The 21643-nt window shown below is 39.3% G+C and carries 21 protein-coding genes; 19 read left to right on the plus strand and 2 right to left on the minus strand.

Annotated features, from left to right (window positions below; genetic code table 11):
- Window positions 1–144 (plus strand): ATP-binding protein (locus V7137_RS10035; RefSeq protein ID WP_335697974.1); only part of this gene is annotated, 144 nt, incomplete at its 5' end.
- 110 nt (window positions 145–254) lie between these two features.
- Here the strand turns inward: V7137_RS10035 and V7137_RS10040 are convergent.
- The gene (locus V7137_RS10040; RefSeq protein ID WP_218347854.1) at window positions 255–557 is read right to left on the minus strand and encodes a HesB/YadR/YfhF family protein; all 303 of its coding nucleotides are present in this window, start codon (window positions 555–557) and stop codon (window positions 255–257) included.
- A 211-nt stretch (window positions 558–768) separates the two neighbouring features.
- On the opposite strand from V7137_RS10040, the gene V7137_RS10045 reads away from it, so the two are divergent.
- From V7137_RS10045 to yihA, 13 genes are all read left to right on the plus strand, one after another.
- On the plus strand, window positions 769–1218 hold the full coding sequence (locus V7137_RS10045; RefSeq protein ID WP_218347853.1) for a MarR family winged helix-turn-helix transcriptional regulator: 450 nt from the start codon (window positions 769–771) through the stop codon (window positions 1216–1218).
- Window positions 1219–1233: 15 nt separating this feature from the next.
- A complete protein-coding gene (gene racE, locus V7137_RS10050; RefSeq protein ID WP_335697953.1) occupies window positions 1234–2028 on the plus strand; it encodes a glutamate racemase in 795 nt (264 codons plus the stop codon).
- A gap of 212 nt (window positions 2029–2240) precedes the next feature.
- The gene (locus V7137_RS10055; protein ID WP_335697954.1) at window positions 2241–3299 is read left to right on the plus strand and encodes a GerMN domain-containing protein; all 1059 of its coding nucleotides are present in this window, start codon (window positions 2241–2243) and stop codon (window positions 3297–3299) included.
- Between the two features lie 126 nt (window positions 3300–3425).
- The gene (rph, locus tag V7137_RS10060; protein WP_335697975.1) at window positions 3426–4181 is read left to right on the plus strand and encodes a ribonuclease PH; all 756 of its coding nucleotides are present in this window, start codon (window positions 3426–3428) and stop codon (window positions 4179–4181) included.
- Between the two features lie 18 nt (window positions 4182–4199).
- Complete coding sequence (locus tag V7137_RS10065) at window positions 4200–4808, plus strand: XTP/dITP diphosphatase (RefSeq protein ID WP_335697955.1); 609 nt, start codon at window positions 4200–4202, stop codon at window positions 4806–4808.
- On the plus strand, window positions 4808–5323 hold the full coding sequence (locus V7137_RS10070) for a metallophosphoesterase family protein (RefSeq protein ID WP_335697956.1): 516 nt from the start codon (window positions 4808–4810) through the stop codon (window positions 5321–5323). The genes V7137_RS10065 and V7137_RS10070 overlap by 1 nt, the downstream gene beginning before the upstream one ends.
- A gap of 581 nt (window positions 5324–5904) precedes the next feature.
- Window positions 5905–6318 (plus strand): group I intron-associated PD-(D/E)XK endonuclease, encoded by a 414-nt coding sequence (locus tag V7137_RS10075; protein WP_335697957.1) that lies wholly within the window; start codon window positions 5905–5907, stop codon window positions 6316–6318.
- A gap of 229 nt (window positions 6319–6547) precedes the next feature.
- A complete protein-coding gene (locus tag V7137_RS10080; protein WP_335697958.1) occupies window positions 6548–7576 on the plus strand; it encodes a tetratricopeptide repeat protein in 1029 nt (342 codons plus the stop codon).
- Between the two features lie 169 nt (window positions 7577–7745).
- Window positions 7746–9023, plus strand: coding sequence for a trigger factor (tig, locus tag V7137_RS10085; RefSeq protein WP_335697959.1), 1278 nt, complete (start codon window positions 7746–7748; stop codon window positions 9021–9023).
- 445 nt (window positions 9024–9468) lie between these two features.
- A complete protein-coding gene (clpX, locus tag V7137_RS10090) occupies window positions 9469–10728 on the plus strand; it encodes an ATP-dependent protease ATP-binding subunit ClpX (protein ID WP_335697960.1) in 1260 nt (419 codons plus the stop codon).
- Between the two features lie 242 nt (window positions 10729–10970).
- Window positions 10971–12638: an ATP-dependent protease LonB gene (lonB, locus tag V7137_RS10095; protein ID WP_218347845.1), complete on the plus strand. Its 1668-nt coding sequence runs from the start codon at window positions 10971–10973 to the stop codon at window positions 12636–12638.
- A 385-nt stretch (window positions 12639–13023) separates the two neighbouring features.
- The gene (gene lon / locus V7137_RS10100) at window positions 13024–15351 is read left to right on the plus strand and encodes an endopeptidase La (protein ID WP_335697961.1); all 2328 of its coding nucleotides are present in this window, start codon (window positions 13024–13026) and stop codon (window positions 15349–15351) included.
- Window positions 15348–15929: a ribosome biogenesis GTP-binding protein YihA/YsxC gene (yihA, locus tag V7137_RS10105; protein ID WP_335697962.1), complete on the plus strand. Its 582-nt coding sequence runs from the start codon at window positions 15348–15350 to the stop codon at window positions 15927–15929. Before lon ends, yihA begins: the two co-directional genes overlap by 4 nt.
- Window positions 15930–15959: 30 nt before the next feature.
- On the opposite strand, the gene V7137_RS10110 is transcribed toward yihA, so the two are convergent.
- Window positions 15960–16448 carry a LiaF transmembrane domain-containing protein gene (locus V7137_RS10110; RefSeq protein ID WP_335697963.1) on the minus strand — a complete coding sequence of 163 codons (489 nt, stop codon included), beginning with the start codon at window positions 16446–16448 and terminating at the stop codon, window positions 15960–15962.
- Window positions 16449–16726: 278 nt separating this feature from the next.
- Between V7137_RS10110 and hemA the strand changes: the two genes are divergently transcribed.
- Genes hemA through hemB form a run of 5 tightly spaced genes read left to right on the plus strand, consistent with a single transcriptional unit; the run spans window position 16727 to window position 21639 of the window.
- A complete protein-coding gene (hemA, locus tag V7137_RS10115) occupies window positions 16727–18070 on the plus strand; it encodes a glutamyl-tRNA reductase (RefSeq protein ID WP_335697964.1) in 1344 nt (447 codons plus the stop codon).
- A 12-nt stretch (window positions 18071–18082) separates the two neighbouring features.
- The gene (locus V7137_RS10120; protein ID WP_335697965.1) at window positions 18083–18916 is read left to right on the plus strand and encodes a cytochrome C assembly family protein; all 834 of its coding nucleotides are present in this window, start codon (window positions 18083–18085) and stop codon (window positions 18914–18916) included.
- 24 nt (window positions 18917–18940) lie between these two features.
- Window positions 18941–19876, plus strand: a complete 936-nt coding sequence (hemC, locus tag V7137_RS10125) for a hydroxymethylbilane synthase (protein ID WP_218347839.1) — start codon at window positions 18941–18943, stop codon at window positions 19874–19876.
- Window positions 19873–20655, plus strand: coding sequence for a uroporphyrinogen-III synthase (locus V7137_RS10130; RefSeq protein WP_335697966.1), 783 nt, complete (start codon window positions 19873–19875; stop codon window positions 20653–20655). The genes hemC and V7137_RS10130 overlap by 4 nt, the downstream gene beginning before the upstream one ends.
- 3 nt (window positions 20656–20658) lie before the next feature.
- Complete coding sequence (gene hemB / locus V7137_RS10135; RefSeq protein WP_335697967.1) at window positions 20659–21639, plus strand: porphobilinogen synthase; 981 nt, start codon at window positions 20659–20661, stop codon at window positions 21637–21639.
- Window positions 21640–21643: the final 4 nt, after the last annotated feature.

Consider the following 21643-nt stretch of genomic DNA (forward strand, 5'->3'; position numbering starts at 1 on the left):
GAACCATTTTTTACAACAAAAGAAAATGGAACAGGATTAGGGATCATGAATTCTAAACAAATTGTTCAAAATCACCGTGGGACGGTTCATTTTTGGAGTGATGACAAAGGAACGCTTATTGAAGTAATATTGCCGATCGATTAACAAACAAACGAGGAATAAGGGCTTATTTAATGATGATATGTAACATAGGCATGAAATTTGAGAAGGACTAAATAGGAAGGGTGACCATCACCCTTCCTATTTTTTACCGATTATTCCTTCGACTTGGTATAACGATATTCAACTTCGTCCCTTTTTTCGTTGTAGTCGACATGTAAATCATGTTCATTGAAGAACCACAAATCTCTTTCTTCAATATAAAATAACAAGCCTTCAGCTTCGGTTTTCACAATTATATCGATAGGATGATTGTCTACAGTGAAACCGAGCGAAAACCCTTCTTGGACAGGGCTGTTTCCATATACCTTCGGATAAAACTTCACTTTATCCCCTTTTTTTAATTCGACCTCTTCTTTAAACCATTTTAGTGCAGACGTGCTGATCACAATTTCCATTCTTTTCTCACCTTTGGTTTTTTATTGAAATTTCCTTTGATTATTATCTCCAAAGAGTGATATTATAGTATTTTTCTAATAGTTTCAACTTGAATTTTTGGTGAAAAAAGTAGAAAATAAGTAGAAGCATGAAGTCCGAAAACACTGAACTTACTTTTAAAATAGATATCGTTTTTTGAAGTAGAGAAGCTTTTTTATAGGAGTGTATGAGATGAATGTCGAAAATTTACAAAGAGCAAATGGGGACATTGTTGCAAATATTGAGAAGGATTTACGCTACATTTCTGGAATCATTAAACAAAAAGGAAGAGAAATGTTAAGTACTTATACCATTACTCCTCCACAATTCATTGCTTTGCAATGGCTCTTTGAAGATGGTGATATGACAATCGGGGAACTTTCTACTAAAATGTACTTGGCATGCAGTACGACCACAGATCTTGTTGATCGGATGGAAAAAAATCTGCTCGTTGAGCGGGTGAAAAATCCAAACGACCGTCGTGTGGTGAGAATCCATTTACTTGAAGAGGGCAAAAGAATCATTGATGAAGTCATAAAAAAACGGCAAGCTTATCTAGAAGAAGTATTGGTTGATTTCTCACCTGAAGAAATTCAACTTCTTCAAAAAAGCTTAACGAAATTGCATAAGGAAATGCGTTAAAAGAGGCGATACGTTTTGAAACAAGCAATTGGTGTAATAGATTCTGGGGTTGGCGGACTAACAGTTGCCAAAGAGGTGATGCGCCAGCTTCCAAATGAGAAAATAATCTATGTGGGAGATACTGCTCGCTGCCCATATGGTCCGAGAACAACAAAGGAAGTCAAGAGATTCACTTGGGAGATGACCTCATTTTTATTAAATCAAAAAATTAAAATGCTCGTGATTGCCTGTAATACGGCAACAGCAGCTGCCTTGGACGAGATTCGAAATGAATTATCCATACCAGTGTTAGGAGTAATTAATCCAGGAGCTCGTGCGGCAATCAAGAAGACAAAGAACTATCGTGTTGGAATTATTGGCACAGAGGGTACCGTAAAAAGCGGGGCTTATGAAAGAGCATTAAAATCGTTAAATAGTCGGCTTTTTGTGAAAGCACATGCTTGTCCGAAATTTGTTCCGCTTGTAGAAAGTAACGAATTTAATGGTCCGATAGCAGAAAAAATTGTCGACGAAGCCTTAAAGCCGATGCTAAATCAGAATTTGGATACGCTAATTTTAGGATGTACCCATTATCCTCTCTTAGAGCCAGTAATTAAGCAAGTGATGGGTGAGTCAGTCAGCGTTATTAGTTCGGGTGACGAAACCGCTCGGGAAATTAGTGCAATCCTCCAGTATAATGGGCTATTAGATACATGTGAGGAAGAACCAGAACACGAATTTTACACAACTGGCTCAAGGCGAATCTTTACAAAAATCGCCTCTCAGTGGCTGGAATCTCCACTTAACGAAGTCAAAAAACTAAAGCTATAAATCGAGCCCTCTCTAGATGAGGCTCGTTTTTTTGGGGGAAAATGATGGTGTCAGGCACCACTCGTGGACATTTGTCCACGAGCGGTGCCTGACACCTTTTTCTATTTCTATTATTTTTTAAATTTTGTTCTATTTTTTTGTGGTGAGTCGGTCTAATTTATCAGAAGGCTCGTATATATGTTAGTACAAACTGTCTTAGGGGGGAAATAATTATGTCTACAAATAAGGCGAAGATCCTTGTGTCGACTGTGCTTACATCAACAGTTCTACTGTCAGGATGTGGATTATTAGGGTCTGAAACAGAAAAGAAAATTGATCCGCCAAAAAGTGTGACGATTAAGGAAGATAAAACAAGTAAGGAAACGACAACGAAGGAATCTGGTAAGGAGGCAAAAGCAAACACCGTCAAAACGGAGCTCTATCTGGTCGATAAAGACGGTTATGTCGTTCCACAAACATTGGATCTTCCAAAAACTAATTCAGTCGCTAAACAGGCACTTGAATATTTAGTAACAAACGGCCCGGTAACGGATAAACTCCCAAATGATTTTCGAGCCGTTCTCCCGGAGGACACGGAACTTTCTGTGAATATTGATAAAGATGGTGTTGCTACTGTTAATTTTTCGAAAGAGTTTAAGAATTACCAAGCTGAAGATGAGATGAAAATTCTCCAATCCGTCACTTGGACGCTGACTCAGTTTAATAATATTAAAACAGTGAAGCTTAAAATGAATGGTCATGATTTGACTGAAATGCCTGTGAACGGCACACCTATTAGTGAAAATCTCTCAAGAGCAACCGGTATCAACATTGATACAACGGATGTGAATGATATTGCCAATACCAAACCTGTTACTGTATATTATATCGGCGGTGAAGAAGGTTCCTATTATTATGTGCCTGTTACGCGCCGGGTAAATAACAATGAAAAAGATAACTATGTAGCAGTCGTTAATGAATTAATTAAAGGACCTAGTGAAAAATCAACACTTGTATCTGAATTTATGTCAGATGTGAAACTCCTTGAAGCACCAAAATATGAGGATGGAAAAGTCACCTTGAATTTTAATGAAAATGTTTTTGGCAGCTTTGAAAATAAGGAAATCTCCCAGCATTTATTAGATACACTTGTCCTTTCTCTAACGGAACAAGCGGGCGTTGAAAAAGTAGCAGTTGAAGTTAACGGCAAAGCAGATATTAAAAATGATAATGGTAAAAAATTAACTGAACCCGTAACTCGACCAGAAAAAGTAAACACAGGTAGTTTTTAAAAAAAAAATATATTTGTTATACTATATAATGAAAATGAAAGAGGTTGGCTCGAATGCCGCCTCTTCTTTATTTGGTATTAAAAGAAAATGATATACCAATTCCAAAATATAAAGGAGGCAGTAATGGTGCGTGTTGATGGAAGAGAGCCGTTACAACTAAGACCCATACATATTGAACCGAATTATTTAATGCATCCGGAAGGTTCTGTCCTAATTTCTGTAGGAAATACGAAAGTAATTTGTGCAGCTAGTATTGAAGACAGAGTGCCTCACTTTATGAGAGGAGAAGGCAAAGGCTGGATTACTGCCGAGTATTCCATGCTCCCACGAGCAACAGAAACAAGAAACATTCGCGAATCTTCTAAAGGGAAGGTTTCCGGTCGAACGATGGAAATTCAACGACTAATCGGCCGCGCTCTAAGAGCTATCGTCGATTTAGCGGCACTTGGTGAAAAAACCGTTTGGATTGATTGTGATGTTATCCAGGCCGATGGCGGGACCCGAACAGCTTCCATTACAGGAGCATTTGTGGCGATGGCCCTTGCATTAAATGGCTATGCCGAGAAAAAGTCATTTGCCAAGTTTCCAATTACGGATTATTTAGCAGCAACCAGTGTTGGGATCTTGCAAAATAACCAAACAGTCCTTGATTTAAACTATGCGGAAGATTCTAAGGCACAAGTGGATATGAACGTAGTTATGACCGGTAATGGCGAATTTGTTGAACTACAGGGTACGGGTGAAGAGTCAACCTTCTCTTATGAACAACTACAAGGACTGCTTAGTGCTGCTCAAGAAGGTTTGATGGAACTATTCGAACACCAAAAAGCAGTACTGGGTGAAGAGATAACCAAAAAGATTGAAGATAGAAGGAAGAAATAAAAATAAGAGGCGATCGAAATGAAAGAAGTTATTATTGCGACTAAAAATCCTGGCAAGGCGATGGAATTTGAGCACATCTTTTCGTCAAGAGGCATCACCGTTCGTACCCTGCTGGATTTTCCAGAGATTCCTGAGGTCGAGGAAACAGGCAATACTTTTGAAGAAAATGCGACATTGAAGGCCGAGGCTGTCTCCAAAGCGCTGGGAAAAATGGTGATTGGCGACGACTCAGGCTTAATTGTGGATGCCCTTGAAGGCAGACCGGGGATTTTTTCAGCTCGGTATGCAGGTGAACCAAAAAATGACCAGAACAATACTGATAAGGTACTGTCTGAATTAGAAGGGATTCCTGAGGAAAAACGTTTGGCAAGATTTTACTGTGCCTTAGCAGTCGCCGTTCCTGGTCAAGAAACGATAACGGTGTCAGGTGCCTGTGAAGGTCGTATTCTTGAAGAGAGACGGGGTACCAATGGGTTTGGGTATGATCCGGTCTTTTATGTGCCTGAGAAGGGCTTGGCGATGGCTGAGCTTTCTTCGGAAGAAAAAAATAATATCAGCCACCGTGCGAATGCGTTAAAAAAGCTAGATGCAGTCTTGGATTCTATTGTAGAAAGAGCGGACCAGTAATGAGTAAGGTGTTAATTGTTAGTGATAGCCATGGATTAACGAAGGAACTAAGTGTGTTAAGAGAGAGACACTTGGATGAAGTCGATTTAATGATTCACTGCGGTGATTCGGAATTGACCCCTGATAATCCAGTGATTTCCGGATATCTAACGGTAATGGGGAATTGTGATTTTGGCGGCGGATATCCATTAGAGACGATTTCTGAAGTAGGGGGCCGAAAGTTCTTTATTACTCACGGCCACCGTTATTCAGTTAAAACCACCTTGATGAATTTAAAATACAAAGCACAGGAAGTAAACGCCAATATCGTCTGTTTTGGACACTCCCATGTCCTCGGTGCGGAAGTAATTGACGGGATCTTATTTTTAAATCCAGGCAGCATCCGTTTGCCAAGGGAGCGCTTTGAAAAAACTTATATGATCCTTGATTTGCTGGATGAAAAAGTTAAGATGTCCGTGTATGATATAAGCGGAAGGGAACTTTCAGAGCTTGCCAGGGAGTTTGTCTTGTCATAAATAATGGGGAGATTTACTCTCCCTATATTCTTTTTAAAAAAATATTAGAAAGTCTGTTGACTTTTTGATATTACGGTAATATAATAAATATTGTCTTAAATAACTTATATGTCCCAGTAGCTCAGCTGGATAGAGCAACGCCCTTCAAGAATAGGAGCCTTTATAGGGAAACAAGAACCTATAAAGTGGACGACACTATATCGGTGAAGCCTTAACAGATTATGCTGATGGTAATACCGAGGAAACTTACGCCTTTTATAAGGAAGAGAAATCTTGAATGATTGACAATTGTCGGTGGTAGAGATTTTAAGAAATAATCATCTTGATTATCGTGAGGTTCCGTAGAGACTACACGTGTCGCACCTGAAATGGTGAAGATATAGTCCAGACCACAAACAGCATTGTTTGGTGACGAAAGTCATAGTGGTAAGCTAAGGCGTGGGTCGGGAGTTCGAATCTCTCCTGGGACGCTATACTACATACTAGAGAAAAAAACTCACTTTTATAAGTGGGTTTTTTTCTGTTTATGTAACTACATCCTTATCTCTCATTTATGATAATCGAAGAAGGGTGGAAATTATATGAATCACCATACAAAAAGTAAAGGAGACCTAGGTGTTTTAAAAGCTCAGGTTGATCTTTATGAAAAAGGTTATATGATTTTACTTCCACATACTGAACATGCTCCATTTGATTTAGTAGTGTATAAAGATCAAAGTTTTAAAAGAGTGCAGGTTAAATATAGAAATTTAAACGAAAAAGGAATATTAGAAATTAGATTAAGTTCATCTTACAGTACTAGACAGGGTGTAATGACCAAATATATAGATAAAGATGAAATAGATGTTTATTGTGTCTACTGCCCGCAAACAGATGAATGTTATTACTTTAATCCAAAATCCTATCATAATTCGATTAGCTTAAGAGTAGAAGCACCAAAGAATAATCAAATGCTAAATGTTAAGTTTGCAAAAGATTATCGAGAGATTCCTTAAAATAAAATAAGTACATATTAAGCTGCCACTGACCCTTGTTATGATTTTTTTTTGACCTATATTTATGCTAAACTATTTTCCAAATAACTTTGAAAAATGTCCAGCGCCTAGCCTCTCGAGACGCTTCTGTCCTGCCAATGAAGTCAAAAACGACTTCACTGTCAGGCAGGAAGCGGAGGTCAGGGCTGTCCAAGGCGCTTGCGCTTTTTCTAATTAAGGACGGTTTTTTATGAAAAAAAGGGAACCTGTAAAAAGAATAGATAATATAGTCTTTTTTCCCGGCCTTGAAAAAAGATTAACCGACAAAGGTCTCGAAAACCTTGAAAAGAAAAAATTTAAAGAAGCCATTACCTACTTGGAAGAAGCAAGAGAATATGACCCTGACAATGACGAAATATTAATCGGGCTGGTTCTTGCTTATTTTGAAGCTTCATCTTTTCTAAAAGCGAAAGAGCTCGCTAAGGAAATGCTCCATAAGGGGATCGGTGACTACCTCCAAATGGTCGACCTCTATTTAACAGTCCTAATTCAACTACATGAATATCAAGAAATCGTATCGACCGTAGAAGCCCTGTTAGAAGAAAAAGAGATTCCACCTGACAAGTATGATCATTTCATAACGATTCTTCAATTTAGCCGGCGAATGGCAGAGAATCGTCAACTTGAACTTGTTGAAATCGAACCGGAGGAAACACCGCCGCTCCAAGATTTAAACCTATTTGCCAATGGAAATCTAAATGAACAATTGCTCCTAGTTTCAAGTCTAGCAGAGAAAAATATTCGTCCCTACCTCGCTGAAATTGCAGATTATTTAGAAGCGGAAGCTGGCCATCCATTTTTAAAAACAATCCTTTTAACCCTTTTAAAAGAGCAGGAAATTGATAGTGAACTATCGATCAAGAAATTTGGAATGGAAAAGAAAATTATTCCAACACAACTTCCAGAGGTTAGAGAAGCACCAAGAATGAAAGAGGTAAAGGCTCTAGTAGAGTCTCGACTGGAAAGTAATAACCCTGGTCTTTTTGAGAATACAAGAGGAATGGTAGAGCGAAATTTTTTTATGAGCTATCCGTTTGAATTAGAGCCGCAAAGCACTCATGCTTGGGCCGCAGCGTTTCACCATTTGGCACAAGATTATCTGGGGATGAATACGAGGATCGATCTTCTTTCAAGCGAATATGGTGCATCCGTGACGGAAATAGAAGAAGCAATGGGCAAAATTGAACAAATTGAGAAAATTTCTTATCCTAATATATAGGCTGGGCTGTTGAAAGAAAACAATCCTATGTTATAATGTAGTGGTTGCATTGTGTAAAAAACTATATTTTACATTTAAAAGAAGGAAATTTGCTTGTTGGACTGGTGATTTCCGAACTACTCAAATTCGTTAAGAATGATATGAGAATAGATTGTTGGAGGGAAAACGTATGTCAGTAAAATGGGAAAAATTAGAAGGAAACCGTGGAGTTCTTACTGTTGAAGTAAGTGCGGACAAAGTAACCGAGGGTTTAAACGCGGCATTCCAAAAAGTTGTTAAGCAAGTAAATGTTCCAGGCTTCCGCAAAGGGAAAATGCCTCGTGGAATGTTTGAAAAACGTTTTGGTGTAGAATCTCTATATCAAGATGCATTAGATATTCTTCTTCCAGAAGCATATGGCAATGCGATTGATGAAACAGGCATCGAGCCAATCGACCGTCCTGATATCGACATTGAACAAATGGAAAAAGGTAAAGACCTTATCTTTAAAGCAACTGTACAAGTTAAGCCTGAAGTTAAATTAGGCGAGTACAAAGGCTTAGAAGTAGAAGAATTCGATACAACTGTAACAGATGAAGATGTTGCTAACGAACTTAAAACTCTTCAAGAGCGCCAAGCTGAGCTTGTTATCAAAGAAGAAGGCACAGTGGAAAACGGTGATACAGCTGTTCTCGATTTCGAAGGATTCGTTGATGGCGTTGCTTTCGAAGGTGGAAAAGCTGAAAACCATTCACTTGAAATTGGATCTGGATCATTCATCCCAGGTTTTGAAGAGCAATTAGTAGGACTAGCTGCTGGTGAATCTAAAGACGTTGAAGTAACATTCCCTGAAGAATACCATGCTGCTGAACTAGCTGGTAAGCCTGCAGTATTCAAAGTGACACTTCATGAAATCAAAGGTAAAGAACTTCCTGAATTAGATGACGAGTTTGCAAAAGATGTAGATGATGAAGTTGAAACATTAGATGCACTTAAAGAGAAAATCAAAACTCGTTTAGAAAACAGCAAAAAGCACGAGGCTGAGCATCATTTACGTGATACAGTTGTTGAAAAAGCTGCTGAAAATACAGAAGTGGAAATTCCAGAAGTTATGGTTACTAACGAAGTAAACCGTATGCTTCAAGAATTCGAACAACGCTTACAAATGCAAGGTATGAATCTTGAACTATACTTCCAGTTCTCAGGTCAAGATGAAAATGCGTTACGTGAGCAAATGAAGGAAGAAGCTGTAAACCGCGTACGTGTGAACTTAACACTAGAAGCGATTGCGAAGGCTGAAAACCTTGAAGTAACGGACGAAGATGTTAATGCTGAACTTGAAAACATGGCTGGTATGTACAACATGACAGTTGATAGCATTAAACAAGCTCTAGGTGGACTTGAAGGTATCCAAGGTGACCTTAAACTTAAAAAAGCAGTAGACTTTCTTATTGAAAACAAGAAGTAAATAAAAACGCGGTAGCGCCCGTTTAGCGAAGCAAACTAGTTGCAGAGCTAGACATTTAACTTAAATAATGCAAGGCACGATAAAAATCGTGCCTTGTTTTATACATTTTTACAATTACATATTATAATAAGAAGCAGGAACATTTTTTACAATGGGCAGGAAATCATCAATGACAAAGCGAATAAATATAAAATAATTTCCAGACAGCTTTGAGATTTATTTTTATCATAATGGTTAAGATTAATGAATACATAAGTCATTTCAATTGAACTACACAAACAAAATGGAACCCTATTTACCAAAAGCTTTTTATTTCCAGTCCATTGGCTTTATGTGTTACAATGCAAAATACATACTATTCAGTAATTAGAGAGAAAAATGACATTGTTTGTGTAATTCACTGCTTCTCGTAGGATACTAACACGTTTTTAAGGGGTGAAAGGATTTGTTTAAATTTAATGATGAAAAAGGACAATTAAAATGTTCCTTCTGTGGTAAAACACAGGACCAAGTTCGTAAACTCGTTGCCGGACCAGGAGTTTACATATGTGACGAATGTATTGAACTTTGTACAGAAATCGTTGAGGAAGAACTTGGAACAGAAGAAGAAGTAGAATTTAAAGACGTACCAAAGCCGAAAGAAATTTGTGAAATTCTTGACGAATATGTTATCGGTCAAGATCAGGCCAAAAAATCACTATCTGTAGCAGTATACAATCACTATAAGCGTATTAATTCCAACAGCAAAATAGATGATGTTGAACTTGCAAAGAGTAACATCTGTATGATTGGACCTACAGGAAGTGGTAAAACATTACTAGCCCAAACATTGGCGCGTATTTTGAATGTACCATTTGCTATCGCGGATGCTACTTCACTTACCGAAGCAGGGTATGTTGGGGAAGATGTTGAGAACATTTTATTAAAACTAATCCAATCTGCTGATTACGATGTAGAAAAGGCGGAAAAAGGGATTATTTATATTGATGAGATTGATAAAATCGCTCGTAAATCCGAAAATCCTTCCATTACAAGGGATGTTTCTGGTGAAGGCGTACAGCAAGCCTTATTAAAAATTCTTGAAGGTACGGTTGCAAGTGTTCCGCCTCAAGGTGGAAGAAAACACCCGCACCAAGAATTTATCCAAATCGATACTACGAATATTCTCTTTATCTGTGGTGGCGCATTTGATGGAATTGAACCAATTATTAAGCGACGTTTAGGCCAAAAAGTGATTGGTTTTGGATCCGATGTTAAGCAGCAAGAAGTAACTCAGAAAGAACTTCTTTCTAAAGTATTACCGGAAGATTTACTTCGCTTTGGATTAATTCCAGAATTTATCGGACGTCTTCCAGTAATTGCGAGCCTTGAGCAGTTAGATGAAGCGGCATTGATTGAAATTTTAACAAAGCCGAAAAATGCGCTTGTGAAACAATATCAAAAAATGCTTGAAATCGACGATGTTGAGCTTCAATTTGAAGAGGGTGCTTTGACGGAGATTGCTAAAAGGGCAATTGAACGCAAAACAGGAGCCCGTGGATTACGGTCCATCATTGAAGGAATTATGCTTGATGTCATGTTTGATCTACCATCCCGTGATGACATCACCAAGTGTGTTATTACCCAAGAAACGGTCGTTAACAATGGTGTTCCTACACTCTTATTAGAAGATGGAACAGTCGTTGCAGAAGAAAAATCTGCATAATAATACTGAAGACCTGGCTTTGTGCCGGGTCTTTTTATTATTTTCGTCGGTAATGAGCGAATTTTTATGTTTAATGAGCGAATTTCTCGATTTAATGAGCGAATTTTCCAATTTAATAAGCGAATCTGCTTTTCCTCGTCACTCAAAACAGTTTCTCAGAATATATGGTTTATTCCATCCCACTGCAGGAAATACTTATTAATATATATTTAGTAAAAAGTTGAAGTGCAGGAGGGAAATGTATGAGTTGGACGGGGATTGCCTTATTTATACAGCTATTTTTCGGAATCATTATTGGGCTGTATTTTTGGAATTTGCTTAGAAATCAGCGTACACAAAAAGTGTCCATTGATCGGGAATCCCGGAAGGAAATGGAACAACTTCGTAAGATGAGATCTATTTCACTTTCAGAACCTTTAGCTGAAAAAGTTCGGCCTTCAAGTTTTCAAGACATTGTCGGCCAAGAAGACGGAATCAAATCATTAAAAGCAGCGCTATGTGGACCGAATCCCCAGCATGTGATCATTTATGGTCCGCCTGGAATTGGAAAAACAGCAGCTGCCCGCCTTGTGTTAGAAGAAGCGAAAAAAAATCGTAAATCACCTTTTAAACCTGAATCTGTTTTTATTGAACTGGATGCAACAACCGCACGATTTGATGAAAGAGGGATTGCCGACCCGTTAATTGGTTCAGTGCATGACCCGATTTACCAAGGAGCAGGTGCAATGGGACAAGCAGGAATTCCTCAGCCAAAGCAGGGAGCAGTGACCAACGCTCATGGCGGAGTTCTTTTTATCGATGAAATTGGAGAATTGCATCCGATTCAAATGAATAAACTCTTAAAGGTATTAGAGGATCGGAAGGTATTCCTCGAAAGTGCGTATTATCATGAGGAAAATAACCAGATCCCGACCCATATCCATGATATTTTTAAAAATGGCCTTCCAGCCGATTTCCGTCTAATTGGGGCTACGACAAGAACACCAAGCGAAATCCCCCCTGCGATTCGGTCGCGTTGTATGGAGGTTTTCTTTCGGGACTTAACACAGGAAGAAATCGTCGAAATTGCCAATAAGGCTGCTAAAAAAGTGAACCTTCAGATCAACGAAACAGGAGTAAATACGCTTTCGAATTATGCAAGGAATGGCCGCGAAACGGTGAATTTGATTCAAATTGCTGCAGGACTGGCCATAACGGAAGATCGTAATTATATCAAAGATGAAGATATTGAGTGGGTCATCCATGCCAGCCAAATGTCACCAAGAATGGAACGAAAGATCAATGATTTCTCCCATGTGGGTCTTGTTAATGGATTGGCGGTTTATGGGCCGAACTCAGGTGCATTGCTTGAAATAGAAGTGACCGTCATCCCGGCAAAAGATAAAGGGACAATCAATATTACAGGAATTGTTGATGAAGAAAGTATTGGCGGACAAGGCAAATCGATTCGCCGGAAGAGTATGGCGCGTGGTTCAATCGAAAATGTTATTACCGTTTTACGCTCAATGGGAGTTCCGGCAAACGACTTTGATATCCATGTGAATTTCCCGGGCGGTGTACCAATCGACGGTCCATCGGCTGGAATTGCAATGGCAACAGGGATTTACTCTGCTATTTATAAAATTCCAATCGATAACACCGTCGCCATGACAGGCGAAATAAGTATCCATGGAAATGTGAAACCGATTGGCGGGGTATATCCAAAGGTAAAAGCTGCAAAAAAGGCCGGCGCAAAAACAGTGATCATACCAGAGGAAAACATGCAAACCATTTTAAATGAGATAGAGGGAATCAATATTGTTCCAGTCTCCCATCTACATGAAGTATTTGACATTGCCCTTGTCAATGAACATCAAAAAATGGATGCAATCCCTGCATCGATTGAGTTATCAAAAAAAGAGAGTATTTAATAAAGGCACTTTTCGTAAACTTTGTTGATTTTGAAGCTTTATAAGGATCATTTACTAAGTTTCTAGGCCAATTTTCGCAAATGTTNNGTTATACGGGTTGATGAACTTATTCGAAAAACAACAATTTATGCGAAAATAGGCTTAATAAAAAACTTCGGTTTGTGGTGCAATTGGCAAACCGAAGTTTTTTTGCATAATTTATCAAAGAATTCTAACCTCAATAAGGAAAGAATTCGGAATGATTGGGGAAAATAAACGTATGCTGAAAAGAGAAATTACCTACTCTCTCTAAAAATAGACACCTAAAAATAAATAGGATAGAATTGTACAAAGACCATTCTGATTTTGCAGTGAAAAAATTGTTTGCATTTGGAGGTGCAGTAATTTGACGAAAACGAACGAATTGATCGTCCCCCTCCTGCCGCTTCGAGGATTGCTCGTCTATCCGACTATGGTCCTTCATTTAGATGTTGGACGTGAAAGATCAGTACAAGCACTTGAAAAAGCAATGGTAGATGACCATTTAATCTTCTTAACCACTCAGAAAGAGGTATCGATTGATGATCCTTCTGAAGAGGATTTATACACGATAGGCACATTAACAAAAGTGAAACAAATGCTTAAACTGCCAAACGGCACGATTAGAGTATTGGTAGAAGGATTAAATCGCGGGGAAATTATTTCATTTCATGATGAGGAAGACTACTATGCGGTTACAGTCATTACCCATGATGACCCAGACACGAAAGATGTCGAAGACCAAGCGCTAATGAGAACCATGCTTGACTATTTCGAACAATACATAAAATTATCGAAGAAGATTTCTGCAGAAACATATGCTTCTGTTGCAGATATTGAAGAGCCAGGCAGGATGGCTGATATCATTTCCTCACATTTACCAATTAAGTTGAAGGAAAAGCAGGAAATCCTGGAAACGACTGATATTAAAGACAGAGTAAATAAAGTCATTGATATCATTCATAACGAAAAAGAAGTCTTAAACCTAGAAAAGAAGATTGGTCAGCGTGTCAAGCGTTCAATGGAACGGACACAAAAAGAGTATTATTTGCGTGAGCAAATGAAGGCGATTCAAAAGGAATTAGGCGATAAAGAAGGTAAAACGGGTGAAATAGCAGATCTGACGAAAAAAATTGAGCAAGCAGGGATGCCTGAACATGTGCTTAAAGCTGCGCAAAAAGAACTAGACCGTTATGAAAAGGTACCGGCAAGTTCAGCAGAAAGTGCCGTGATTCGAAACTACATCGATTGGCTCATTTCCCTCCCGTGGTCGAACAAAACAGAGGATGACATTGACATTATCCGCGCAGAAAAAATCTTAAATCAGGATCATTATGGTCTTGAAAAAGTAAAGGAACGTGTCCTCGAATATTTAGCTGTCCAAAAGCTGACCAATTCGTTAAAAGGGCCAATTCTTTGTCTAGCAGGACCTCCAGGGGTTGGTAAAACAAGTCTTGCCCGCTCAATAGCGACATCCCTCAATCGTAATTTTGTTCGTGTCTCTCTTGGCGGGGTTCGTGATGAGTCCGAAATTCGCGGTCATCGGAGAACGTATGTAGGTGCAATGCCGGGGCGAATCATCCAAGGAATGAAAAAAGCAGGAACCCTTAATCCTGTCTTTTTACTCGACGAAATTGATAAAATGTCCAGTGATTTCCGCGGTGATCCATCCAGTGCCATGCTTGAAGTCCTAGACCCTGAACAAAACAGTAATTTTAGCGACCATTATATAGAAGAAACCTATGACCTCTCCAAGGTTATGTTTATCGCAACAGCCAATAATCTATCCACTATTCCTGGGCCGCTACTGGACAGAATGGAAATCATCACGATCGCTGGCTACACCGAACTTGAAAAAGTCCACATTTGCAGGGAGCATTTACTTCCAAAACAAATTACAGAAAATGGTCTTTCAAAGGGAATTCTTCAAGTTCGCGATGATGCCATTTTAAAAGTGGTTCGTTACTACACTCGTGAAGCAGGCGTTCGAAGTTTAGAACGTCAAATGGCGACTCTTTGCAGGAAGACAGCAAAAATTATTGTTTCCGGTGAGAAGAAGCGCGTCATTATCACTGAAAAGAATATCGAAGAGTTTTTAGGGAAACCAAGATTCCACTATGGTATGGCCGAGTCCGAAGATCAGGTCGGAGTAGCAACTGGATTAGCCTATACAACAGTGGGGGGAGACACTCTCCAGATTGAAGTTTCGTTAGCTCCAGGTAAAGGGAAGTTAGTATTAACCGGAAAGCTTGGCGACGTCATGAAGGAATCGGCCCATGCAGCGTTTAGTTATATCCGTTCCAAAGCGGAAGAGCTAGGAATTGATGAAAACTTCCATGAAAAATATGATATCCATATTCATGTTCCAGAAGGTGCTGTTCCAAAGGACGGTCCATCTGCAGGGATTACAATGGCAACGGCATTGGTGTCTGCGTTGTCCGGGAAACCAATTCGCCGCGAAGTCGGCATGACTGGAGAGATTACGTTAAGAGGAAGGGTCTTGCCGATTGGCGGTCTGAAGGAAAAGACACTTAGTGCGCACCGTGCCGGCTTAACTAAGATTATTCTTCCAAAAGATAATGAAAAGGATATTGATGATATCCCAGAAAGTGTAAGGAATGATCTTGATTTTGTCCTTGTTTCTCATGTGGATGAAGTCTTGAGGCATGCCCTTTTGGAAGGTGAAGTGAGATGAAGGTAGTCAGTTCAGAAATTGTCATCAGTGCCGTAAAGCCAGATCAATACCCAGAAACCGATTTACCTGAATTTGCCCTCGCCGGACGCTCGAATGTCGGTAAATCTTCGTTTATCAATAAAATGCTAAATCGAAAAGGTCTGGCAAGAATATCCTCCAAGCCTGGGAAAACGCAAACGCTAAATTTCTATTTGATAAACGAAAAGATGCATTTTGTGGATGTTCCTGGTTATGGATACGCGAAGGTTTCTAAATCGGAGCGTGCAGCATGGGGGAAAATGATCGAAACTTATTTTACATCACGGGAGCAACTAAGAGCTGCTGTGCAAATTGTTGATCTTAGACATCCACCATCAAAGGATGATGTGATGATGTATGAATTCTTAAAGCATTATGATATCCCTTGTATCATCATTGCAACCAAGGCCGATAAAATCCCCAAAGGGAAATGGCAAAAGCATTTAAAAATTGTCCGCGAAACAATGGATGTTGATAAAAAAGACCAAATGATTCTTTTCTCATCCGAAACAGGTTTAGGAAAAGATGAAGCGTGGTCCGCTCTACAGAGCTTTATGTAAAAAAATAACGCCTGGCGGATATGCCAGGCGTTATTTTTTTTTCTTAAGCAGAAAATAAATTCCAACCACAATAAGGAGTGCAGGCCAAAACTTCCATACAAAACTCATTCCGTTTTGCAGGACATCAAAATATGCAGTAATTTTATCATAAAATAAGAGAAGAACAGCTAAAATAAGAAAGAGGAATGCTTGAAATAAACCAGAATTCGATTTTTGAAAGCGGAGAAAAAATCCTATCGAAATAATTAATATTAACATTCCAATCGTGTTGCTAGGCCAAAAGGACACCTTGCCGACCAGATGGAAATGGAGTCCAAATCCAGCCATAATGACCCCTGGAAGAATTGCCTCAAAGTCATGAGCAGAGTACCCCTGTCCTAAAAAAGCAATTCCGACAATAATCAGCAGAGTCGGCCATGTAAAAAATTGTTGGAAAATAGTAATACCGGTTTGCTGCAACAAAAAATAAGCACCAAAACCTATTAGAATAATCCCAGGAAAAATTCGTTGATTCTTCATAAAAAAACACCACACTTCCAGTAAGGTTCACTTGAATCTCGTCCGTTTTTTTGATACTGTACATAAGGAAGTATTTTACGAAAACATTTATGATTATTAAGAAATACTAAAGAAAACTTTGCTAATCTGTCCCTATAGGGAAAGGTAATCTGCACTTTTCTTTAATATAGTAACATATAGTTTCGTTTTCTGTTCACATTTTTCGAGCAAAAGTCGAAATTGCTCATGATATAATCATACTAGTTAAGTTGTAATATCTATTGGGGGTGTCCTTAGAAATGCATACATTAGTGATCGGTATAAACTATAAAACTGCCCCTGTTGAAATTCGCGAGCGGTTATCATTTAACGAAGCCGACCTTGCGGGTGCAATAAAAAAGTTAAATACCAAAAAAAGCATCCTAGAAAATATCATCTTATCTACATGTAATCGTACGGAAATTTATGCGGTTGTAGATCAATTACATACAGGCCGTTATTATATTAAAGAATTTCTGTCCGAATGGTTCGGAATAGAACAAAAAGAATTTTCTCCGTTCTTATTTGTTTATGAAGATGATGGGGCGGTTGATCATTTATTTAACGTTACTTGCGGACTTAATTCCATGGTCTTAGGGGAAACACAAATCCTTGGACAGGTACGTACAAGCTTCATGTTGGCACAAGAACAAGGCACGACAGGTACCGTATTTAATCACTTGTTTAAACAAGCAATTACCCTTGCCAAACGGGGACATTCAGAAACGGACATTGGCGCAAATGCAGTTTCTGTCAGCTATGCAGCAGTGGAGTTGGCGAAGAAGATTTTCGGTTCGCTTGCCAATAAACATATATTAATTTTTGGTGCTGGAAAAATGGGTGAACTGGCTGCCCAAAACCTCCATGGAAATGGAGTGAAGGAAGTAACCGTAATTAATCGCACACATGAAAAGGCGATTGACTTAGCGAATCGTTTCAGCGGTAAAGCGAGAACATTGGCTGAATTAGAAAAAGCATTGGTGGAAGCAGATATCTTGATCAGTTCAACCGGTGCGAAGGACTTTGTCATTACAAAAGAGACGATGGCAAAGGTTGAGAAGAAACGCAAAGGCAAGCCATTATTTATGGTGGACATTGCTGTACCGCGTGACTTAGATCCAAGAATTGGCGATCTTGAAAATGTCTTTTTATACGATATTGACGATTTAGAGGGAATTGTGGAGGCCAACTTGCAAGAACGCAAAAAAGCGGCTGAAAAAATCATGCTCATGATCGAAAAAGAAATCGTCGAGTTCAAGCAATGGCTTGGAACGCTTGGTGTGGTTCCTGTCATCTCAGCGCTTCGTGAAAAAGCCCATATCATTCAATCAGAAACGATGGTTAGTTTGGAAAGAAAATTGCCAAATTTATCGGATCGGGATTTAAAAGTATTAAATAAGCACACAAAAAGTATTATCAACCAGCTCTTAAAGGATCCTATTTTACAAGCAAAAGAATTGGCTGCCCGATCTGATGCAAATCAGGCCATGGATTTATTCATGAAAATCTTTAATATTGAAGAGCTTGTTCAAGAACAACATTCGAAAGCAGCCGAAACCAATCCAATACCGGTTACAACACCGCGGGCTTCCTTTCAGTCATAAGGGGTACATTTTATGTTTAATGTCTTTATGACAAGGCTTCACGAATTGACCGTTGTTCTATATGCCTTTAGTGTGTTGTTATATTTTTTCGATTTTCTACACCATAACCGGAAGGCAAACCGTATTGCTTTCTGGTTACTTGCATTTGTATGGGTTTTACAAACAGTTTTCCTCGTAAGTTATATGTATAAAACTGGCAGGTTCCCTGTACTAACGATTTTTGAGGGACTTTATTTTTATGCGTGGATATTAATTACGTTGTCCATTGTCATCAATCATTTATTACGGGTTGATTTTATCGTTTTTTTCACAAATATCCTTGGCTTTACAGTTATGGCGATTCATACATTCGCCCCGATGCAATATAGTTCACATATCATGGCGAAGCAGCTTGTTTCAGAACTATTGTTGATTCATATTACGATGGCGATACTTTCATATGGGGCATTTTCACTATCATTTGTTTTTTCATCTTTATATCTACTTCAATATGATTTATTAAAAAGGAAAAAATGGGGAACAAGGCTCATTCGACTGGCAGACTTAGATAAACTTGAAAAATCATCCTACATATTGGCCGTTATCGGTGTGCCGATGCTGCTGCTTAGTTTGATTTTAGGACTGCAGTGGGCCTTCCTAAAGGTGCCTGGGATGCCATGGTACGATATGAAAATCATTGGGTCCTTTCTGTTACTAACAGCCTATAGTATCCTTTTATATTTGCATATTATGAAAAATGTATCTGGAAGACAATTAGCTATTTGGAATACAGCTGCATTTTTAATAGTCCTAATTAACTTTTTCTTATTTGGTCGATTATCATCCTTTCATTTATGGTATTCGTAGCGCATAAACTCAGGAGGCACAATCATGAGAAAAATAATTGTAGGTTCAAGACGAAGCAAATTGGCTTTAACACAGACAAATTGGGTGATAGACCAACTCAAAAAGTTGGACCCTCGTTTTGAATTTGAAGTAAAAGAAATCGTCACAAAAGGGGATCAAATTCTAAACGTTACCCTTTCAAAAGTGGGCGGTAAAGGATTATTTGTAAAAGAAATCGAGCAGGCTATGCTTGATAAAGAGATTGATATGGCTGTTCATAGTATGAAAGACATGCCAGCGGTTTTACCTGAGGGTCTGACAATCGGCTGCATCCCATTCCGTGAGGATCACCGCGACGCCCTTATTTCAAGAGGTCATGTAAAGTTAAAAGATTTAAAACCAGGTGCGATTATTGGGACAAGCAGCCTGCGCCGAAGTGCACAGCTATTAGTGGCGCGTCCAGATTTAGAGATTAAATGGATCCGTGGCAATGTGGATACAAGATTAGCAAAATTAGAAACGGAAGAATACGATGCGATCATTCTTGCAGCTGCCGGCCTTTCACGCCTAGGCTGGGCAACGGATGTGGTTACTGAATTTTTAGATGCAGATCTTTGTATTCCTGCAGTGGGGCAAGGGGCATTATCGATCGAATGCCGTGAAGATGATAAAGAACTTCTAGAACTCTTTGAAAAATTCACCTGCAAGAAAACAGAGAGAGCCGTTCGTGCCGAGCGTGCTTTCCTTCAAAAAATGGAGGGAGGCTGTCAGGTACCGATTGCCGGCTTCGCTTATGCAGCTGAAAATGATGAAATCGTCCTAAATGTTTTAGTAGGTTCACCAGAAGGACATGAAATCATTAAAGAGGAAGTTAGAGGACAAAATCCAGAAGAGCTTGGTGTTCAGGCAGCTGACTTATTAATTCAAAAGGGTGGTAAAGACCTAATTGAAAAGGTGAAACGGGAGCTTGAAGGTCAATGACCCAATCGTTACCTTTGCTTGATAAAACGGTTCTTGTTCCTAGAGGAAAAGATCAAGCAAAACCTTTTTCACAACTGGTTGAAAGGTATGGAGGGATTCCAATCGAAATCCCTCTTATTGCCTTTCGTCCGATTGAAGAAAATCAACTCCTTCACGATGCTTTAATGGCACTTGATACATATGACTGGATTATTTTTACGAGCAATGTCACTGTAGAAACCTTTTTTTCTTTTTTGGATGAGGATAAACTTGGCAGTTCCCTTCCCAAAATCGCTGTTATCGGAAAAAAGACTGCTGAGGTTTTAGAAGAGATGGGATTCTCGCCTGAATTTGTTCCGAGTTCCTATGTGGCGGAAACATTTGTGGAAGAAGTTAGCCCATTTATAGATAAAAATGCACGAGTACTGCTTCCTAAAGGAAATCTTGCCCGAGAATATATCGCCCAATCTTTAACTGAACTCGGTGCTCAGGTAGATGAAGTGGTCATTTACGAAACGTACCTGCCGGATGAAAGTCGTGATAAGCTGGCCCGGATGCTCGCGAATCAGCAACTTGATATCCTTACCTTTACGAGCCCATCAACGGTGGACCATCTGATGGCTGTTGTAAAGGAATATGGTCTTAATGAGCAGGTAAGAAACTGCATTATCGGCTGTATTGGGCCTGTTACTGAGAAAAAATTACGTGCCTATGGGTTTACCGTCCATGCTTCGCCAAAAGAGTACACGGTTAAGGAAATGATTAATAGTACGATTGCTTATTTAGAGACGGAGGAATAATAAATGGAACTTCAATTTAAACGTCATCGCCGCTTACGTTCAAGTGCAAGCATGCGCTCACTTGTCCGAGAAAATCACCTGAAAGCGGAGGACTTCATTTATCCACTATTTATTTATGAAGGTGAAAATATTCGCAATGAAGTTTCATCAATGCCAGGTGTATACCAAGTATCGATGGATCACTTAGAAGCAGAGATGGATGATATCGTGGCCCATGGTATTAAGTCTGTTTTACTATTTGGTATTCCAAAAACGAAAGACGCATGTGGTGAGCAAGCCTATCACGACCATGGGATTGTCCAGGTAGCAACTCGCTTTATCAAAGAAAAATTCCCAGAAATTATTGTCGTAGCAGATACATGCCTATGTGAATATACAAGCCACGGTCATTGTGGAGTGGTTGAAGGTGAGAAGATTCTAAATGACCAATCCCTTGAATTGCTTGTAAAAACGGCTGTCGCCCAAGCTGAAGCTGGGGCTGATATTATTGCACCATCTAACATGATGGATGGTTTTGTTGCTGCCATTCGAAGAGGATTAGATGAAGCTGGCTTTACAGAGATTCCGATCATGTCTTATGCCGTGAAATATGCATCCGCTTTCTACGGCCCATTTCGGGAAGCGGCTGAAGGCGCACCACAATTTGGCGATCGGAAGACTTATCAAATGGATCCAGCAAACCGTATGGAAGCATTTCGAGAAGCAGAATCCGATGTGGCAGAGGGAGCAGATTTCCTCATCGTCAAGCCAGGAATGCCATACCTTGACATTGTTCGCGATATGAAAAACACTTTTAATTTACCGATTGTTATTTATAATGTAAGCGGAGAATATTCAATGATTAAAGCCGCAGCACAAAACGGCTGGATTGATGAGAAAAACACGGTGCTTGAAATGTTAATCGGCATGAAACGTGCAGGTGCAGACCTAATCATTACTTATGCTGCAAAAGATGCGGTTCGCTGGTTAAGAGAAGACCAATAATTTG

Origin of the sequence: Neobacillus drentensis, assembly GCF_036962765.1 — a bacterium.
Taxonomy (GTDB): domain Bacteria; phylum Bacillota; class Bacilli; order Bacillales; family Cytobacillaceae; genus Neobacillus; species Neobacillus drentensis_C.

Excerpts from the sequence above, each read along its gene's own strand:
- V7137_RS10040 (WP_218347854.1), bottom strand. The coding sequence starts at position 557 with ATGGAAATTGTGATCAGCACGTCTGCACTAAAATGGTTTAAAGAAGAG.
- V7137_RS10045 (WP_218347853.1), top strand. The coding sequence starts at position 769 with ATGAATGTCGAAAATTTACAAAGAGCAAATGGGGACATTGTTGCAAAT.
- V7137_RS10055 (WP_335697954.1), top strand. The coding sequence starts at position 2,241 with ATGTCTACAAATAAGGCGAAGATCCTTGTGTCGACTGTGCTTACATCA.
- V7137_RS10065 (WP_335697955.1), top strand. The coding sequence starts at position 4,200 with ATGAAAGAAGTTATTATTGCGACTAAAAATCCTGGCAAGGCGATGGAA.
- V7137_RS10070 (WP_335697956.1), top strand. The coding sequence starts at position 4,808 with ATGAGTAAGGTGTTAATTGTTAGTGATAGCCATGGATTAACGAAGGAA.
- V7137_RS10075 (WP_335697957.1), top strand. The coding sequence starts at position 5,905 with ATGAATCACCATACAAAAAGTAAAGGAGACCTAGGTGTTTTAAAAGCT.
- V7137_RS10080 (WP_335697958.1), top strand. The coding sequence starts at position 6,548 with ATGAAAAAAAGGGAACCTGTAAAAAGAATAGATAATATAGTCTTTTTT.
- tig (WP_335697959.1), top strand. The coding sequence starts at position 7,746 with ATGTCAGTAAAATGGGAAAAATTAGAAGGAAACCGTGGAGTTCTTACT.
- lonB (WP_218347845.1), top strand. The coding sequence starts at position 10,971 with ATGAGTTGGACGGGGATTGCCTTATTTATACAGCTATTTTTCGGAATC.
- yihA (WP_335697962.1), top strand. The coding sequence starts at position 15,348 with ATGAAGGTAGTCAGTTCAGAAATTGTCATCAGTGCCGTAAAGCCAGAT.
- V7137_RS10110 (WP_335697963.1), bottom strand. The coding sequence starts at position 16,448 with ATGAAGAATCAACGAATTTTTCCTGGGATTATTCTAATAGGTTTTGGT.
- hemA (WP_335697964.1), top strand. The coding sequence starts at position 16,727 with ATGCATACATTAGTGATCGGTATAAACTATAAAACTGCCCCTGTTGAA.
- V7137_RS10120 (WP_335697965.1), top strand. The coding sequence starts at position 18,083 with ATGTTTAATGTCTTTATGACAAGGCTTCACGAATTGACCGTTGTTCTA.
- hemC (WP_218347839.1), top strand. The coding sequence starts at position 18,941 with ATGAGAAAAATAATTGTAGGTTCAAGACGAAGCAAATTGGCTTTAACA.
- V7137_RS10130 (WP_335697966.1), top strand. The coding sequence starts at position 19,873 with ATGACCCAATCGTTACCTTTGCTTGATAAAACGGTTCTTGTTCCTAGA.
- hemB (WP_335697967.1), top strand. The coding sequence starts at position 20,659 with ATGGAACTTCAATTTAAACGTCATCGCCGCTTACGTTCAAGTGCAAGC.